The sequence below is a fragment of the Sulfitobacter sediminilitoris genome, from assembly GCF_010667575.1.
Lineage (GTDB): Bacteria > Pseudomonadota > Alphaproteobacteria > Rhodobacterales > Rhodobacteraceae > Sulfitobacter > Sulfitobacter sediminilitoris.
In genome coordinates this window covers 1-14,346 of sequence record NZ_JAABNT010000024.1, presented here as the reverse complement: position 1 = coordinate 14,346, position 14,346 = coordinate 1, and the positions used below count along the sequence as shown (strand labels likewise).

At 57.5% G+C, this 14,346-nt stretch carries 10 protein-coding genes; 8 read left to right on the top strand and 2 right to left on the bottom strand.

Features of this window, described 5'->3' with window-relative positions; genetic code table 11:
* Positions 1-35: 35 nt before the first annotated feature.
* The 7 genes from GV827_RS20935 to GV827_RS20905 all read left to right on the top strand — a co-directional run bounded on the left by GV827_RS20935 (position 36) and on the right by GV827_RS20905 (position 10,795).
* The gene (locus tag GV827_RS20935) at positions 36-1,400 is read left to right on the top strand and encodes a glutamine synthetase family protein (RefSeq protein ID WP_164355834.1); all 1,365 of its coding nucleotides are present in this window, start codon (positions 36-38) and stop codon (positions 1,398-1,400) included.
* A gap of 2 nt (positions 1,401-1,402) precedes the next feature.
* Positions 1,403-2,773, top strand: coding sequence for an aldehyde dehydrogenase family protein (locus tag GV827_RS20930; protein ID WP_164355832.1), 1,371 nt, complete (start codon positions 1,403-1,405; stop codon positions 2,771-2,773).
* Between the two features lie 5 nt (positions 2,774-2,778).
* Positions 2,779-3,924, top strand: coding sequence for an iron-containing alcohol dehydrogenase (locus GV827_RS20925; RefSeq protein WP_164355831.1), 1,146 nt, complete (start codon positions 2,779-2,781; stop codon positions 3,922-3,924).
* 199 nt (positions 3,925-4,123) lie between these two features.
* On the top strand, positions 4,124-7,219 hold the full coding sequence (locus GV827_RS20920) for a hypothetical protein (protein ID WP_164355829.1): 3,096 nt from the start codon (positions 4,124-4,126) through the stop codon (positions 7,217-7,219).
* Between the two features lie 15 nt (positions 7,220-7,234).
* Positions 7,235-7,612, top strand: coding sequence for a hypothetical protein (locus GV827_RS20915; protein ID WP_164355827.1), 378 nt, complete (start codon positions 7,235-7,237; stop codon positions 7,610-7,612).
* Between the two features lie 19 nt (positions 7,613-7,631).
* Positions 7,632-8,906 carry a hypothetical protein gene (locus tag GV827_RS20910; RefSeq protein ID WP_164355825.1) on the top strand — a complete coding sequence of 425 codons (1,275 nt, stop codon included), beginning with the start codon at positions 7,632-7,634 and terminating at the stop codon, positions 8,904-8,906.
* 272 nt (positions 8,907-9,178) lie between these two features.
* Positions 9,179-10,795, top strand: a complete 1,617-nt coding sequence (locus tag GV827_RS20905) for an MFS transporter (protein WP_164355823.1) — start codon at positions 9,179-9,181, stop codon at positions 10,793-10,795.
* Positions 10,796-10,953: 158 nt separating this feature from the next.
* Here the strand turns inward: GV827_RS20905 and GV827_RS20900 are convergent, their stop codons facing one another.
* Both GV827_RS20900 and GV827_RS20895 read right to left on the bottom strand, forming a co-directional pair.
* Positions 10,954-12,207, bottom strand: a complete 1,254-nt coding sequence (locus tag GV827_RS20900) for a GNAT family N-acetyltransferase (RefSeq protein ID WP_164355822.1) — start codon at positions 12,205-12,207, stop codon at positions 10,954-10,956.
* 189 nt (positions 12,208-12,396) lie between these two features.
* The gene (locus GV827_RS20895) at positions 12,397-13,425 is read right to left on the bottom strand and encodes a hypothetical protein (RefSeq protein WP_164355820.1); all 1,029 of its coding nucleotides are present in this window, start codon (positions 13,423-13,425) and stop codon (positions 12,397-12,399) included.
* Between the two features lie 327 nt (positions 13,426-13,752).
* Here GV827_RS20895 and GV827_RS20890 point away from each other — a divergent pair.
* Positions 13,753-14,346: hypothetical protein (locus tag GV827_RS20890; RefSeq protein ID WP_204326020.1), on the top strand; the 594-nt coding region annotated here is incomplete at its 3' end.

Genomic DNA, 14,346 nt, shown 5'->3' with positions numbered 1-14,346 from the left:
TCCGCCCCCTCTCCCAACCCAAAGAGTGTTTTCCCATGCCCGGCAATCTGACATTTGACGATCTGAAATCCCGCGTTGCGGACGGTACAATCGACACCGTGCTGACCTGTTTCGTGGACATGCAGGGCCGATTGATGGGCAAACGCTTTCATGCGGTGAACTTCGTGGAGACCTCGTTCGAGGAGACCCACTGCTGCAACTACCTGTTGGCCACAGATCTGGAGATGGCGACGCCGGATGGCTATGCCTCAACCTCGTGGGAGACGGGATATGGTGACTACATCATGGCACCTGATCTCTCGACGATCCGTCTGACGCCTTGGCTTGAGGGCACCGCTATGGTGCTGTGCGATATCCTCGATCACCACACCCATGCGCCTGTTCCGCACGATCCCCGTGCGATGCTGAAGAAACAGGTGGCGCGCCTCAAAGGGCTTGGCTTTGACGCGATGATGGCAACGGAGCTTGAGTTCTTTTTGTTCGAGAAGAGCTTTGATGAAATCCGTAAGGGCGGATACCGTGACCTTACGCCGATCAGTGGCGTGAATGAGGATTATCACATCCTGCAAACCACCAAGGAAGAGCACGTGATGCGGCCCATCCGTAATCACCTGTTTGCTGCCGGTCTGCCGATTGAAAACACTAAGGGCGAGGCCGAGACCGGTCAGGAAGAATTGAACATCCGCTATGCGGACGCGCTGGATTGTGCCGACCACCACTCCATCGCAAAGCACGCCATCAAGGAAATCGCCTGGCAAAACGGCCATGCCGCGTCCTTCCTGCCGAAATGGGATCATACCAAGGTTGGCAGTTCCTCACATGTGCATCAGTCGCTTTGGAAAGATGGCGACCCGGCGTTTTTTGACAAGGACGCGGACCTTGGGATGACCGATCTGATGAAGCATTACATGGCCGGGCTTATCCACTATGCGCCGGATTACACGTTCTTTCTTGCCCCCTACATCAACAGCTACAAACGCTTTGCCAAGGGCACCTTTGCGCCCACGAAAACCGTCTGGTCGGTGGACAACCGCACCGCCGGGTTCCGCCTGTGTGGCGAAGGGACCAAGGGCGTGCGCGTCGAGTGTCGCATCGGCGGGTCGGACCTGAACCCCTACCTTGCGCAAGCGGCGATGCTGGCGGCCGGGATCAAGGGGATCGAGGACAAGATGGAACTGGCGCCACCGACCAAGGGCGATGTGTACGATGACGCAAAGGCTGCCGACATACCCCAGACCCTGCGGGCCGCGACGGAAACGCTGCGCAATTCCAGCTTCCTGCGCGAGGCGATGGGTGAGGACGTGATTGACCACTACACCCGTTGCGCCGAATGGGAGCAGGAAGAGTTTGACCGCGTTGTGACCGACTGGGAAATCGCGCGAGGCTTTGAAAGGGCATAACGATGATCAGATGTATCTCTCCCATCGATGGTTCGGTCTATGCCGAGCGTGAAACCCTGTCGCCCGATGCCGCACGGGCCGCCGTAGACCGCGCGCGCAAAGCACAGGCCGACTGGGACGCTCTGCCATTGGAAGACCGCATTGCGCGGGTGATGGCGGGTGTTGCGAATGTTGGCGACATGAACAATGCCATCGTTCCAGAGCTTGCCCATCAGATGGGACGCCCAATCCGCTATGGCGGGGAATTCGGCGGCTTCAACGAACGCGCCAGCTATATGGCGCAGATCGCGCAAGATGCATTGGCTCCGATTGAACTTGAGAACAGCGACCAATTCCACCGCATGATCAAACGCGTGCCGCATGGCGTGGTGCTGGTCGTGGCACCTTGGAACTATCCCTACATGACCGCGATCAATAGCGTCGCACCCGCGCTGATTGCAGGCAACACGGTGATTCTGAAGCACGCCTCGCAAACCCCACTGGTGGGTGAACGGATGGCCGAAGCCTTCCATGCAGCGGGCATTCCCGAAGACGTGTTTCAGAACGTATTCCTGGACCATGAAACCACTTCCGCGCTGATCGCGGCAAAGTCATTCGGCTTTGTCAATTTCACTGGCTCCGTCGGTGGCGGCAAAGCCATCGAGGACGCGACCGCAGGCACCTTCACCGGACTTGGCCTTGAACTGGGGGGCAAAGACCCCGGCTATGTCTGTGACGATGCGGACCTCGACAGTGCCGCCGAGACGTTGATTGACGGGGCGATGTTCAACTCAGGCCAATGCTGTTGCGGCATTGAACGGATCTACGTGGCCGAGCAACATTTCGACGCCTTTGTCGAAAAGGCTGTCGCCATAGTGAGCGGCTACAAACTCGGCAATCCGCTGGACCCCGAAACCACCCTTGGCCCGATGGCGCAGGTGCGTTTTGCCGATGCGGTGCGTAGTCAAACCGAAGAGGCCGTTGCCGCCGGGGCCAAGGCCCATATTGACCCTGCCCTGTTTCCCGAAGCGGGTGGCGCATACCTGATGCCGCAAATCCTGACGAACGTGACCCACGACATGCGCGTGATGCGCGAGGAAAGCTTTGGACCTGTGGTGGGCATCATGCCGGTCAAAGACGACGATGAGGCCATCGCACTGATGAACCACAGCGATTACGGCCTGACCGCCTCTGTCTGGACTGCTGACACCGCGCGGGCCGAAGCGATTGGCGACCGGATAGAGACCGGCACCGTGTTCCAGAACCGCGCCGATTACCTTGACCCCGGCCTGTGCTGGACCGGCTGCAAAGACACCGGGCGCGGTGGCGGGCTGTCCGTCATCGGTTATCACAATCTTACCCGTCCTAAATCATATCACCTCAAGAAGGCCTGACGCCCATGTCCCCTACCGCCAACTGGTCCTATCCCACCGCCATCCGTTTTGGCGCCGGCCGCATCTCGGAAATTGCCGAGGCCTGTGTCGCCGCCGGTATTCAAAAGCCGCTTCTGGTCACGGACCGTGGCCTTGCGACGATGGAGATCACCACAAAGACACTCGATCTGCTCGAAGCTGCCGGGCTTGGCCGGGCGTTTTTCGCGGACGTCGATCCGAACCCCAACGAGAAAAACGCCGAAGCGGGTGTGCGGGCCTACCGCGAAGGTGGCCATGACGGGGTGATCGCCTTTGGCGGGGGCTCCGGTCTTGACCTCGGCAAGGTCGTGGCCTTCATGGCTGGACAGGCCCGCCCGATCTGGGACTTCGAGGATATCGGTGACTGGTGGACCCGGGCCGATGCCGATGCCATCGCCCCCATCATCGCTGTGCCCACCACCGCTGGCACCGGATCAGAGGTCGGTCGCGCCTCTGTCATCACCAACTCGGAAACGGCAGAGAAAAAGATCATCTTTCACCCCAAGATCCTGCCATCGATTGTGATCTGCGATCCCGAACTGACCGTCGGCATGCCCCCGTTCATCACTGCTGGGACAGGTCTGGACGCCTTTGCGCATTGCGTTGAGGCCTTCTGCTCACCGCATTATCACCCGATGAGCCAGGGCATCGCGCTGGAAGGCATGCGGCTGGTCAAAGAGTATTTGCCACGCGCCTATGCCGATGGCACCGATCTTGAGGCCCGTGCGCACATGATGTCCGCTGCCGCGATGGGCGCCACTGCCTTTCAGAAAGGGTTGGGTGCGATCCATGCTTTGAGCCATCCCATCGGCGCGATCTATCACACGCACCATGGCACGACGAATGCCGTGTGCATGCCAGCGGTGCTGCAATTCAACAAATCAGCGATCACGGATGTTTTGGCCACAGCCGCTGCTTATCTTGGCATTGAAGGCGGATACGATGGCTTTTGCGCCTACGTCAACGCGCTGAACGCATCAATGGGCATTCCCAAGACGCTGACCGCGCTTGGGGTTGAGAACCCCGACATCGACCGCATCGTGGCGGGCGCGCTGAATGACCCCAGCACAGCCGGAAACCCTGTTGAGATGACACGGGAAAACACCACCGCGCTGTTGAAAGCCTGCCTGTAAGAAACTGGCGTTCCCTTCAGCCTTCGCTTTCGGGCGTGGGCTGCCTCTTCCAGATCATCTGTCGTTGCCCCGGCAGCGTGTCCATTGGGCTGACGTCCCTATGCCGACGCGCGATGGCCAAAACACGCCAAGCTTGATTTGTGCGTAGCAAGGTTGCACCCTTGTCGCATCGCGCCGCTGTCAGTTCTTGGGGGACAAAATGAGCGATACAGACGACACCGGTGGCTCAAGCGTCATGCAAAGCTTAGCGTCGTGGGGACTGACTGCCTACTCCATTGCGGGGTGGGCTGTTGATGCTGCCGCTCAAAGGTTGCTGAACATCACAGGTTCAGCAGCGCCTCCGCCCGACCCGTCGCCCAGCGCCATGGAGAATTTCAAGGCAACGCTGGCACCCCGGCCAGCCAACACAAACGCCCCTGCCAACGCCACAGCTCAGGAAACGCAAACCATTAACGCAGCCTTTGTCGAGCTGACCACCTATGTCGATGACAACATCGACAGCGAAGACATCAGCGTCGCCCGGGAAAAACTGGCGGCCGTGGTCAAGCTGGTGGGCGACACTGCGCAGGCCGCAGACGACCGGGACGCGCTTGCTGTCAAGAAAACCGCCCTTGAGCAGGACCTGAAAAAGATACCGTTCTTGAGAGACGTGACCGCCGCCGAGATGCGGGATTTTGCCAAACGCAGGACGCTGATTGCCCGTCAGATTTCAGCAGCAGCAGTATTGTCAGACCTTGATCCCGTCGAAATTACCCTTGAAACGTTGAAGGGCGACGTCAGCGACGCGCAGAAAATGATCCCACTACGCAAGAATGCTTCAGACCAGATCGCTGCTGCCAAATCGGCGCGGAAGGATATGCAAAAGACCGTGGATCGCGGGTACTACGAGGCACTGAACAAAGCGATTTCCGATGCACAGATCGCCCTTGGGGCCGCAAAGACACAGACCGACATCACCCAGCTTCAAGCGGCCCTGAAAGCAGTGACCGACAAGGAAGCGGATGCGCGAAGTTATGCCGCCTACTTTGATCTTTGGTCGGTGAAGGCCGAGGGGTATCTGAGTGTCTATGACCGTGATCCTGACAAGGACAACAGGAGCGACGGGCGCAAGGCGCGCAACGCCGCCGCCCAAGCCGCAGCGGTCAAGTCAAAGGCGCTGGATTTCGTCGGCGCACGTGCGGCTTTGGATGGGTTTGAGACCGCGCCCGCAGTCACTGCAAATGGGAACTATCCCGCCGCCAGCGCTTTTATGGCGCAACTGGACGGGTTTCTGAAATCACACGGCACCAAAAGACAACAGGTCAAGAGCGCGAAACTGCCTTGGTCGAACCGCATGGACAACGATCTGTCAGATATCCGCAAGAAGGGGATCGTCAACAAGAACTGGGGTGACGCCGCGACCGATCTGACCGAGCATCAGGACAAGGTCGATAAGCTTTATCCGATTGCCCTGAAGCACCTCCAAGTATTTGAGGCCAAAGGTAGCGTCCCAGACAGCGATGAACCGATGGTGACACTGTTGGCAGCGGTCAGCGCCTCCAAATCTAAACTCGATAACGATGGCAAGGGGAACTATGCCGAAGCCCTGAGTGCGTTTGACGGTCTGGGCGGCGCCAAGGTCAATCAGGCCACGGCGCTGCGGCGATTGAGCGCCATCAAGAAACGGGCCAAAGCAGCGGGCACTGGTGGATTTGCTGCTGCTCAGGCGCATGTCGAGGGGCAGTACGGTTACATCAAGAATAATATCGCTGCCGACATAGATGCGGCGAATGCCACGATGGATACGCTCGAAGCGCTGCTGGATAATCTCGAAGCCATGATCCCGGTCCTGTCCGAAGCGCGGGCAGCCAAACCCACGCATGACCCGACGGACACGTTCAAGCTGCTCGATGCGGCAGAGGCAAAGGTTACAAGCCTAGAGTTCGACAAGGCAAAGGGAGAGGCCGAGACGGCGCTTCTTGCCTATGGTTTGCTGGCCGAGTTTCTTTTTGTCGAAGGGCAGGTGCAAATGTTGCTGGCCACGCAGACCGACAAGACGCCGGGCCACACTCTGGTCAAGACAGCGCTTTCAGAGGCTGACGATATGGCCCGCACGCAAGGCAAGATCGCCGATGCCATCGCCAAGCTGAACGCGATACTGGCAGATCCGACCTTGGCCGAAATGGCGCACGAGGCAGGTCTATGGCTGGCGAAATTCAAAGACGTTGAGAAACGGCACAACAAGATCGTGCCGGGAATGAAACCTGATCAAGCCAAGGCAACGATGACGACCTTGTTTGATGCCGCGAAAGACAAAGCCGAGACAGATCACGACTACACCGCTGCGATGGCCCTGCTTGAGGCATACGACACCAAGCTGACCCAGGCACGTGACTATGTGGCGTGCCGAAGGCGCGCTTTCGCGGTCAAGACAGCCTTGGACCGGGCGGCCACCACTTTTGCCAGCGAACCGGACATTGACAAGAAGGTGTACGGCGATGGCGGCAAAGCCGGTATCGAAGCGCAGGTGAAAGCCGCCGAAGACAAGGCTGTTGCCGGCAAGGTTGTCGAAGCCGGTGCGGATTTCGCGCAGCGCCTGAAGGATTGGAAACCTTTACTGAAGAACATCGCGCTCTTGCATGAAAGCGCCGACAGCGTCGGCAGCAATGCAGGGCATTCAATTGACCGTCACGGCCCCGAGGTCACGGATGAAGAATTGCTGACCCGCCTGACAACCGGTGTGGCACCGGATGGCAAAAGCTCCCCCACACGGAACGCATCGCGCTATGACAGTTTTGCGGCCTGGGTTCAGGCCCGCGAAGAAGGTGCGGCATTGTTGGAAAAGGAGAATCACCCCGGTCCCCCCGAAGTACCTGTGCGCGCATCTGATACCAGCATTCCAGCCGCTGCGGACACGGTGACATCGATGAAAAAGATCATCGATCACGAAGGCCCTATCGACCGCGCGATGCGGGGGATCAAGCCAAATCAGGAGGTAGATGCATCCAAGGGCAAGGTCGGCAAAGGCCAGACTTACGAAACATACGAGGCATTGGACGGCATCACCAAGAGCGAGACACTTTGGCTATTTGAGATCGATATCTCCGCGATTGAATCAAAGCTGGCGAAACCTCATGGTCCTTTGGAAAAAGACGTTGGCGTAAAGTGGGATTCAAAACCGCAAACGTACATAGATGTGCATGCGACCTTGCCCGGATCGCCGCCCGCCCCCGCTAGCATCCCCGGCAAGTGGGTGATGATGCAACTCTTCCCGGTGGTCGATAAATGGGATCAGGAAAAGCAGGATTATGCCTAAAGAAAGACGAATGAGATGAAGGTAAACTTCTACGTCATACAGCGCTATTTGTCGTGGCTGACCGAAGGCCGTGGCGCGTCCAACCCCGAGACGATCGACGATTGGGAAACCTACGAAGTCGATATGGACGCGATGATACGGGAGGCACGGCAGAACGGCGATGAGGATCTGCTGATGCTGGCCATCGATTCACTGGTGGCAGACCCGGACGGGCGCATCGACGAATTCGTGGGCCATGTCTATGCCTTTACGGATGAGGATCTGGGTGATCTGTTCAGCCATGCCTTTGAGTACATCTGGCCTGATGCCGTTCTCAGCGCACCCGGTGAAGGGCCGGATTATCAATTTGTGCCGATGTCGGATGAGGAATGGGCCGCCCGCAAGGGCGGTTAAGACGTAGGGAGGATGCGGGATGGCAAAAGCAAAGACAGATGATCCGGCCTTTGACCCCGATGAGATCGGCAAGCTGTTCAAGAAAGCCAAGATGAGCGGCGAACCCCTTCCCTATGCTTTCGGACTTGCCTCCAAACCCGAAGACTGCGGGTTCCTGACGCATCTTCGCAAGCCGGGCAAAACGCTCAAGAAAGAGTTGAAAGCGTCCAGCAAGGCGATCAGCAAGGTATGCTTTGGCACCTTTAGAGTGGATGAAGACAATATCCTGTTGAGTTCCCCCAAACCGATCAAGGGCATTATCAAACAACTGCGTGTGCGTTTTCGCAAGGCTGGGATGGGCAAGTTCAAGCCCATGTTGGTTGGTCCGGACGGGATAGAGATAGACGAAGATACCCTGCCCGCCGCCGATCAGTTTGACGACACCGATGATGATATCCAATCGCCCATCGGGGCAGAGGCCCCCACAGCTGCCCTCGCACCGACTCCGCCGCCAAAGACTGAAGGCAGCGCAGAATTGGCCCGGCGGCTGACCAAGATCAAGGATGCAATGGGGACAGTACCTCCGGACATGTCGGAGCGTTTGCAAAAACCATTTCTCAAAGCCATCAGTCAAATCAAAAAGGGCGAGGTTTCCGAAGCCCGCGAGACGATCGAACTTTTGGAAACTGTGCTGTCGCGGCTGAAGCCCACAACGCCGCCCAAAGCCCCCTCGGAAACGCCGCAAGACGCTTTCAAATCGCTCGTTGCCGACTTGGGCAAGCTGTCTGACGATCAAAAAAAGGCGCTGATGCCCCGCCTGCAGAAGATCAAGGGCAAGCTCACCGGTGGTGAGGGCGCGGCAGCACTGGCGGATATCGCGGCGCTAAGATCAACTTTGGACAGCGGCGGCGCTGCCGGCGATAAGGCGGCCGATACCAAAAGCGTGCTTGATATCTGGAACACAGCCAAGGAGAACGCGGATACGGGCATCACGAAACTTGCCACTGCGCTCAAGAAATACAACGAACCCGCCCTCGACCGGATCGCAGATCATGGCATCACCGGGCTGAACGGTGGCAGCAGCTATACCCGTCTGACCGCCGCGCTGATGGACCATGCCAAAGCAGGAGCAGACAAACATGCCAGCACCGCAGAGGCGCTGTTGCCCGCGATTGACGCTTTTCGGAGCGCGATGATGGCCGATCCAATGGTTGCGCACTGGGAAAACAATCCTTTGGGCATTTCGGTGGATATCCGTGGGACTTTGGGATCCGCCCTGGACAGCATTGAGGCGCGGGCACGCGCAGCGGTTTGAGTCAGGCACCTTTTCATCTGTGTTTCCAATGATTGGCTACCGACTGATTGCAGACCCTGAGTTGGGGTCAGTATGAATGCGCCATGCGCCTTCATGCCAATTGACCTGAATGCAGCGCAGCATATTATCCCACGCTGTTCTTATCGGGTAAGGCACAGAATCTTGTTGGCACAATGCATGTTCGCAGCTTTTCAGAAAGATCGTGATGTAAGGCGTCTGAAACAGGGACGGCATGGTGCACGCATGACTTGGCTACAGGGTCTGGAACGCAGATGAGTGTCGGGGAAGATCAGACTGTAACGCAGAAGGGGACCTGGTTTCAGCAGATCTTTCTGGATCTCGTAAGGCAGTTGCGCTGGTCATATCTGCCACCCTTGATGGTTTATTTCGCCGCTGGCGTATCAGGGCTGACGTCGGTTGTCGGTGCGTTCTTCCTGAAAGAATACCTTGACCTATCAGCTGCATTCATCGCTGGCCTCGCGTTTTGGGCAGGTTTGCCATGGATTCTAAAAGTGCCTTTGGGCCATGTTGTCGACCTGTTTTGGCGCTGGAAATCCTTGTTGATCCTGTTTGGAGCAGGCCTGATCACGATGTCTCTGCTGATCATGTTCGGGTTGGTGTCGCGGCCAAATGAAATGCGCGCAGTTTTCCCGCTTGAGACATGGTATGTGATTGCATTGCTGCTGGCACCTTCAGGCTATGCAATTCAGGACATCGTTGCCGATGCGATGACCGTCGAAGCCGTTCCGCGCACGGATGACACCGGCAACCCCTTCAGCGAAATGCAGTCGCGCGCGATGCACACGACGATGCAAACACTGGGCCGGATCGCAATTATCTCAGGCTTTATGTCGGTAGCTGCGGTCAATATCTGGCTATTCTCGGATACTGAAACTCTGCCACGCGAAGCGCGCCTTGCGCTTTATGGACGGGTCTATCTTATCGCTCTCACTATACCAGTCATCTCGGTCAGCGGCGTGGTCCTGCATACCATCATACAACGCCGAAAGCTGGCACACGGGTTGCCGCAGGTGGGTCCGGATGGCGATACCAAGGTTGATTGGCGCATACTCGGTGGCGGATTGGCCTTTGTCCTGCTCAGCATTCTTTTGGGGACTTCTGATCTGGTGTATGCGCAGGAGATTGTTTTTGCGACGTCCTTATATATCGTACTGTATCTCATCCGGCAGTTGCTTCAGAACCTCACGCTTGTCGATGCGCGGGTCTTGATCGGTACTGCGACGATCATCTTCGTGTTCCGCGCTGTGCCCCTGCCCGGCCCCGGTCTGACATGGTTCGAAATCGACGAACTGCGCTTTGATGAACGTTTCCTGTCGGTCCTTTCGCTGATTACCAGCCTGCTTGCTTTGGTCGGTCTGATCGTTCTTCGACCCATGATGGCGAAACGATCGATCGCTTACATCGTCGTGCTGCTGACCATCGCCGCGGGCATTTTGTCGCTGCCGAACATCGGTCTTTATTATGGTGTGCAGGAATGGACAGCGGCGCGCACAAACGGCATCGTGGATGCGCGGTTCATCGCCATACTGGATACTGCTATTGAATCGCCACTGGGCCAGATTGCCATGGTACCGATGTTGGCATGGATCGCGCGCAACGCGCCACCTGATCTGAAAGCCACATTCTTTGCCGTAATGGCGTCGTTTACGAATTTGGCACTGTCAGCAAGCAGCCTGGGCACCAAGTATCTCAACAAGGTCTATATCGTGACCCGCGCCTCTGTCGATCCGGCGACCGGAGAAGCGATCTCGGCCCCGGACTATTCCGTCTTGGGTGAACTGCTGATCGTCGTTGGCGTAATCACTGTCGTGGTGCCGCTTTTGGTTGTTCTGTTGGTACAAACATCGAGGTACCGAACGACGGATTGATCCCATACACCAGCGAAAAGCGCCATTGCCGCACCAAAGGCTTCAAGCCAGAGCCCAGAACAGGTCAGTCGCCGCGATGCAGCGTTGGTCGGAATGCCAAAGGAAATTTGACGGCGCTCCCGAAAACAACTTGGCAAGCATTCGAAAATGGCCTTCGGTTAGTTTGCAATCCGGGGAACTTGATGCAGGGACTGCGGATCAAGCAAGGAAGCAAGTTGCTCTGCGCTTGGCTTTATCCGGTCGGCTTTTCCCTCTTGTGCGAAATTGGCAAGCCTTTGCAAGGCTGGTCGAAGACTGACAATATCTAGAACGGATTTGTCGCCTGCCCTGCGCACATTGAGATAGTGACTCCGCGTCTTCTCTGGTCCGAAACTCAGCTTGTAGCTCTGATCGCCATGTCCAAAGTTATAAGCGCGATAGCCTGCGTCGGCAGCCCATTCGATTGCGTGGGCGTGAAGCAATAGGCCGATCGCGGGGTCGGTTGCCTTCGAATTCCGGCCAGCGACAAGAAAATTTACACAGCCTTGCTTTTTGTCAACGACATGGCCAAGAGCGCCAAGCATCTTGTCGCCTTGCCACAGTGCCGGCAAATACAGGCTATCTGTACTGTCAGCAGTCAAAAGGGCGCGGCCATATCGGTCAGCGATCTCTAGCGCTTTGTCGGTTCCTTTCTGTGTGGACCATTGGTCGACCCAGTTTCGAAGCAAACCCGCAATGTCGCGTTCCACCGTTTCCGAACTGGCCGTCGTGATGCGATAGGTGCCGGTCTCCAGTAGTTTGCGGCGGTAGCGTCGGATTTTCTGTCTGGTGTTGGAGCTCACACGCGATGCCAAGACATTCTCAAATCCTGCTTCGATCGGAACTTTTAGACTGACTAGGTTGTCAATCTCACCTTTGTTGATCCGGTATGGACGGAACTGGTGCGAGAACGCCTCTCCAAAAGCCTCCGCGAAAATCCTGGATCGGCGCAACGTCGGCTCATACCGCAGACTTAGACTTTTCCACGGATAGCCTTCCAATGCTTGGGCCAACACCTTCAAGGCGCCTTCTTCTTGATCCATACGACAGATGAACCCGGTGTATTCGCCCCATGCCAACCTCCCTGCCGCTTCGATTTCCGTCTGGAATTGACTGTAGGTTTTGCTCCAATGAACGCGTTGTTTGGTTGGGAATATACAGACGGGGACGCCGGTTTTGTCGCGGACGACAAAGATGCGCCACCGATTTGGGTTCGCCAGCAAACCGGATTCCAGCCAGTCATAAGACAGGAAAACCCCCGCGTCAGGATCCTGATCAAAAAGCGCGTCCCAATCCGGTTTGAGGGCCCGAAGGTCCGTTGGGTGCATAACGGTATCGACGCGGTATTGGCCGATACGGAAGCCGTTTTCGTATTCATGTGACAGATCATTCATGAAACGTTCGTTAACAGGGCAATATGGATATTGTGTGGCATTAAGCTGAAGCAGGTCAGGTCGCGGACGAAATCACTGGTTCAACCGGTCAAGTGGGGGATGCGCCATTTCCGTGACCGACTTGTTATGGCTACTTGTGAATAAGGTTGAAGCGTAGGGATTGCCCAGCCAGCATTAATCGACCCGCGTTCAGGCGGATTTGAGCGTGGACGCTACCCCGGCAAACCCGCGCTCTGCGGCTTCGAAGTTTGGCGCAAGACAGGCGGTCAGCGGCGACTGTGCCGCATAGTAAGCGCCGACCCGGCAAATCTGGACGGCAAAATCAGGATGCACGCCTGCGTCGTCATACTTGCGGATGCGGGTCTTGCTGAGCCAGCCGCGCTTTTGCGCCTCCTTGGTGATCAGTTTGAGGCGCTGCACCACGTGGAAGGTCAGGTAGACGGAAAGATAATCAAGGTAATCCTCGATCGCGTACCCGCAGGTCGGATCATAGGCGTCGATGATGACATCGACCATTCGGTCAGGGCGTAGGGGCCAGGCTTCATCCCCGATGAGCCATGCAAGGTCTTCTGCGCCGTGGCGCATGCCGCAATACTCAAAGTCAAACCAGCGCAGGCGGTTCTCGGGATCAATTGCGGCATTGCCGGACCTGCAGTCCCATTTCACGAATTGCCCGGCATGACCCGACAAACGCTCTGCCACGGCATTCTGATCGAATTGACTTGAAATGCCGCCTGACATTTCGTCAAGGAATTTGATCGCACCCACGAAATTGTCGATCCAAAGCGGCGTCGCGCCGAGGTGTGGCAGCATCTCGTGCATCTTTGTCTGGCGGGCAGCGCGATGTATGCGAAAGATTGCGGCGACAGCGTCTTCAGCCAGCGCCTGGCGCTTGGCTCCGCCGACTTTGGCGATTTCAATGTTCAGGCGCCTGTCACCGACGTTGGACTGAAACATCACCTCGCCCACAACACCCAGACACTGCGGGAGGTCGTCGCAGTGCTGGCCCAGTTCGCTGAGCACGAAGGCCTCAAGATGGGTGCGCCGGAAGTTCGGGCGAAGTGTGGCAAATGTCTCCCGTCCATCGGCGAGGCTAAGCAGCAGGCTGGCGCGACCTTCACCGCCCGGAGCGTCAATCCCGGTGACCTTGGAGCCAAAGTGCTTTTCTGCGGCGGCGATGATTGTTTCCCGCGCTTCTGTCTTGGAAGAACTGCTCATATCGATCCGCTGCCTACCTCTTACGAATTATTGAGACGTCGATACCCATTTGATGCGGCAGAATCATGTCAGAAGCTTGGCGATATGTCTGAAAACCGAAAAAGGTTCCGGCTGCACTGTTCCAAGAATGGAGACGATGTTAACCGCGTTTCGTTTTTTGTCTCCTTATTCTTGCCGCAATTTGCCCCATTTGGGCCATTTTTCGCAGAATTCTTGATTTAATCTACAGTTTTTGCCCAGCTTATCGGGATTTCAAGCATCAGCATTGATGGCATCAGACAGGTCTGTCTGGTGGCGGGAAAGTGCTGTCTTTCAAGGGAGTGTCCTATGGGCCAGTATTTTAATTTCGGGGGCTGGCAGGCCAGCAGCACCAAATCCTACCATAACGGTGGCGTGGAAGGCAGAAGCTTCTCCAAATGGTACGATCAGCATCTTTCCAAGCATTTCAATCAAGACGATGACGAGGATGTCGCTGGCTCTGGCGGCACCGGGGGCTCCGGCTCTGGCGGCACCAAGGGTTCCGGCTCTGGCGGCACCGGGGGTTCAGGCTCTGGCGGCACCGGGGGTTCAGGCTCAGGTGGCACCAAGGGCTCCGGCTCTGGCGGCACCGGGGGCTCCGGCTCTGGCGGCACCGGGGGCTCAGGCTCTGGCGGCACCAAGGGTTCCGGCTCTGGCGGTACCGGGGGTTCAGGCTCTGGCGGCACCAAGGGCTCAGGCTCCGGCGGTACCGGGGGTTCAGGCTCCGGCGGCACCAAGGGCTCCGGCTCTGGCGGCACCGGGGGCTCCGGCTCTGGCGGCACCAAGGGTTCAGGCTCCGGCGGCACCGGGGGTTCAGGCTCTGGCGGCACCAAGGGCTCAGGCTCAGGCGGTACCGGGGGTTCAGGCTCCGGCGGCACCGGGGGCTCAGGCTCTGGCGGCACC

What these genes read in the sequence shown, in the direction of transcription:
- GV827_RS20930 (WP_164355832.1), top strand. Translation starts at nt 1,403, where the DNA reads ATGATCAGATGTATCTCTCCCATCGATGGTTCGGTCTATGCCGAGCGT.
- GV827_RS20895 (WP_164355820.1), bottom strand. Translation starts at nt 13,425, where the DNA reads ATGAGCAGTTCTTCCAAGACAGAAGCGCGGGAAACAATCATCGCCGCC.
- GV827_RS20935 (WP_164355834.1), top strand. Translation starts at nt 36, where the DNA reads ATGCCCGGCAATCTGACATTTGACGATCTGAAATCCCGCGTTGCGGAC.
- GV827_RS20905 (WP_164355823.1), top strand. Translation starts at nt 9,179, where the DNA reads ATGAGTGTCGGGGAAGATCAGACTGTAACGCAGAAGGGGACCTGGTTT.
- GV827_RS20925 (WP_164355831.1), top strand. Translation starts at nt 2,779, where the DNA reads ATGTCCCCTACCGCCAACTGGTCCTATCCCACCGCCATCCGTTTTGGC.
- GV827_RS20920 (WP_164355829.1), top strand. Translation starts at nt 4,124, where the DNA reads ATGAGCGATACAGACGACACCGGTGGCTCAAGCGTCATGCAAAGCTTA.
- GV827_RS20915 (WP_164355827.1), top strand. Translation starts at nt 7,235, where the DNA reads ATGAAGGTAAACTTCTACGTCATACAGCGCTATTTGTCGTGGCTGACC.
- GV827_RS20900 (WP_164355822.1), bottom strand. Translation starts at nt 12,207, where the DNA reads ATGAATGATCTGTCACATGAATACGAAAACGGCTTCCGTATCGGCCAA.
- GV827_RS20910 (WP_164355825.1), top strand. Translation starts at nt 7,632, where the DNA reads ATGGCAAAAGCAAAGACAGATGATCCGGCCTTTGACCCCGATGAGATC.